Genomic DNA, 2,812 nt, shown 5'->3' with positions numbered 1-2,812 from the left:
GTCAACAACGGGGTCGGTCAGGGAAGATGTCGTCACGAGCGCGGCTCCAGCGATGAACTTCGAGGCTAGTCCCCCGCAAGATCATCAGGAGTCGCGCTCGTCCCGCAACTCAGCCGATGTCCGATTTTCAACACGGACAGAACGACTCAAGCCGGAACAACGCCGGGGCCGTGTGGATTTGCTCGGATGATGTCTGCGGCGGTGATCTCTTTAGTGTTACTTGGTGCGGTTGATTCATAACCTGATGGGACGGGTTCCGCAGATTCTGACACGACTGGAGGCGTCGCTGATGCCATCGTTCCTTGGGTTAAGGCGATGGTCAATGCTGCGAGGACAACCGCGCCCTTCATGCTGGTCGAGCGTACTTTTGTCGCGATCTTGAGCATATTCACTCCCTGCCTTCCCCTGGGCATTTGATCTATTTACTTTGGGCTATTGGTTGCTGGATCGTCAAGGACTAGTGCGGTGTGCTGAGAGTTGATCGTGTGTAACATTTCGCTGGGTGTAATCAGGGTCTAGCTACCCGGCTTTGGCGCGCTGCTTTGGGTGTAGCGCTTGTGTCGAAGTGATGTTTTTCACATATGCCTCGTTGATGCGACGGGTTGATCGTCTCCGACGCCTGCGGCCGGAAGCATTCGGAGCCGCGAGTTTGGCGTCAGACAGCCAGTAGTGCCTGCATGGCGTCGGCCATCACGACGCAGCGGAATCCGGTGTCGTCGTCGAGCATCGAGGCGTCGGCGTCGTTGAAGTTCGAGGGCGTGGCTCGCTCAAAGCCGCTGGTGAAGGCGCTGCCTTTGAGTTCGAAGCGGCCCGGCGTGGTCTCGGTCCGACACCACTCCCAGACGTTGCCACACAGGTCGAAGACCCCGTAGATGCTCGTTCCGCTCTGGTAACGGCCGACGGGTGTGGTGTCCCGGATGCCGCCTTCGCGGACGTTGCACTTTGCGGGGGTCGGCTGGTTGCCCCATGGGTAGACGCTCCCTGCCGGGCCTCGTGCTGCCTTCTCCCACTGCTGTGAACTCGGCAGGCTCTTGTCTGCCCAGCGTGCGTAGGCGCTCGCGTCGTTCCAGGTCACGAAGACCACTGGGTGGTCGGCAAGTTCCGTGGGGCAGACGCCTCCTGGCCAGTGGCCCGGAGGCTTGTAGCCGGTCGCGTCGATGAACCGCGAATAGTCCGCGTTCGTCGTGGGATGGACGTCGATGTAGAAGGCGGGAAGCCAGACTGGTTCATTCTCCGCGCCGCTGAGGTACACGCCGGCGTCGATCAGTGCCATCGGCTTGCCGTCCGCCGGATGACGCACGTGAGCCGTTTCGGGCGGCGGAGTCTGCTCGGGTATCGATGCGATGACTGACGCGTCGATCTGCAGCGCGAAGCGTGCCTGCGCATCAGTGCCGGCGCGCTCAAGTGATGTGTCGAGCGCCGCCTGGTTCATCGGGCGTGGCTTGATCGCTTGACCGCCAGCTTCCCATTTGGACACCATGCGGTCTGACACGCCCAGGTGCTCGGCGAACTCGCGAACGCTCATCCGGCGCGCTTCGCGTAGTGCCCGGACCTCCGTGCCGGACCACTGCCGTACGGTGGACACCTGCGACTCCTCCACTTCATCGTCGCGGGTCAAGTATCGCTGTATGTATCGACGTGGAGTTCGTCAGAGCGGCTCGCCGGGGATGGCGCTGTATTCCTTGCGGATCTGCTCGATCAGCGGAACCGTGTCGGTCCATCGGACCGCGTTGACCGCGACGATGTCCCGGACTCCAACCGCAGCGTTGGTGGCAAAGGCTGCGGTGTAACGATCCAGCTCTGCCAGGTTGACGCGGCGCTGAAGCCCTGCACGTTCCTGCTGGATCAGCGCCATCGTGATTCCCGGCAGGACGGGTGCTTGCGGCCACACGATCTCGTCGCCTTCGACCAGGCCGATGTTCCAGGTTGCCCCTTCGGAGATGAAACCCTCGCCGTCCACGAGCAGGACATCATCGAAGCCAGCGAGCTGAGCCTGCCGACGGTGGTACAGCGTCGCGAATAAACCGATGTGCTTGACGGCTGGAACATCCCGGTCGTACGAGCAGGCGGTGAGCGTCAGCGGCTGCGGCGGAACCGACGACGCCGGGCGCGTCGTGACCAGCACCTGAGGGCTTGATGCGCTGGCGGGATGCCCAAGTTCGAGATTCGGGTCGAACACCGTCACCCGGGCAACGATCGACTCGGCAGAACCGTCCACCGCCTGGCGGACATAGCTGCGTACCTCGTCTCCATCGAGTTCCGCGCCGAAGAGTACGCGACAGTCCCTCGTCAGCCGGTCAAGATGCAGCGTGAGGCCGCGCACCCGGCCGGCGTCCACTCGCATGGACGTGAAGTGACCGTAGTTGGTGAGACCGAGGATCTTCAATTGATCTAGATCAACCGGCTTGCCGTTCAGCAGCATGGTTCCAGTCTCTCGCATTGCTCCGATTCCCGGCACTGCTGGTCTGCCAAGTTCGGCAGAAGTTCGGCACCGAGGTGGCAGAGCGACATTCCCCGACGCTTACGAGACACGCGAGCATGACTACGCCTCGTTACGGCAGACCGGTCCGTGACGTCGGTAGCTCTCTATCTGCGCCGCCGCGCCTGATGAGGAGGAGATTCCCTTGCTCGACGAACGCGGCATCCGAGCCGATCATCCACTCGTTCGGCTACTCGGGCAGCCTACTGCTGCCGCAGAAGGGTCGTCTCGATCCCGGCGTCGGCGAACTGAGCCGTCGGATGCCCGTACCAGCGTCCCTGTGGGCGTACCGCCGTTTGTGGCTGCGTGCGCAGGGCGGGCGGCCCGACCTCC

3 protein-coding genes are annotated in these 2,812 nt (G+C 62.7%); all 3 read right to left on the bottom strand.

The genetic code is table 11. The annotated features are described in order from the left end of the window. Positions 1-146 precede the first annotated feature (146 nt). The 3 genes from ACFHVL_RS31025 to ACFHVL_RS31015 all read right to left on the bottom strand — a co-directional run bounded on the left by ACFHVL_RS31025 (position 147) and on the right by ACFHVL_RS31015 (position 2,422). Positions 147-386, bottom strand: coding sequence for a hypothetical protein (locus tag ACFHVL_RS31025; RefSeq protein ID WP_416632167.1), 240 nt, complete (start codon positions 384-386; stop codon positions 147-149). 269 nt (positions 387-655) lie between these two features. Further along, a complete protein-coding gene (locus tag ACFHVL_RS31020; protein WP_416632166.1) occupies positions 656-1,618 on the bottom strand; it encodes an SUMF1/EgtB/PvdO family nonheme iron enzyme in 963 nt (320 codons plus the stop codon). A gap of 30 nt (positions 1,619-1,648) precedes the next feature. Further along, positions 1,649-2,422: an aminotransferase class IV family protein gene (locus ACFHVL_RS31015; RefSeq protein ID WP_416632165.1), complete on the bottom strand. Its 774-nt coding sequence runs from the start codon at positions 2,420-2,422 to the stop codon at positions 1,649-1,651. Positions 2,423-2,812 lie beyond the last annotated feature (390 nt).

This window comes from Micromonospora sp. LOL_023 (genome assembly GCF_048060115.1).
GTDB lineage: Bacteria > Actinomycetota > Actinomycetes > Mycobacteriales > Micromonosporaceae > Micromonospora_E.
Note: the sequence above shows the minus strand (reverse complement) of the source record. Positions and strands in the feature narration are given on the sequence as shown.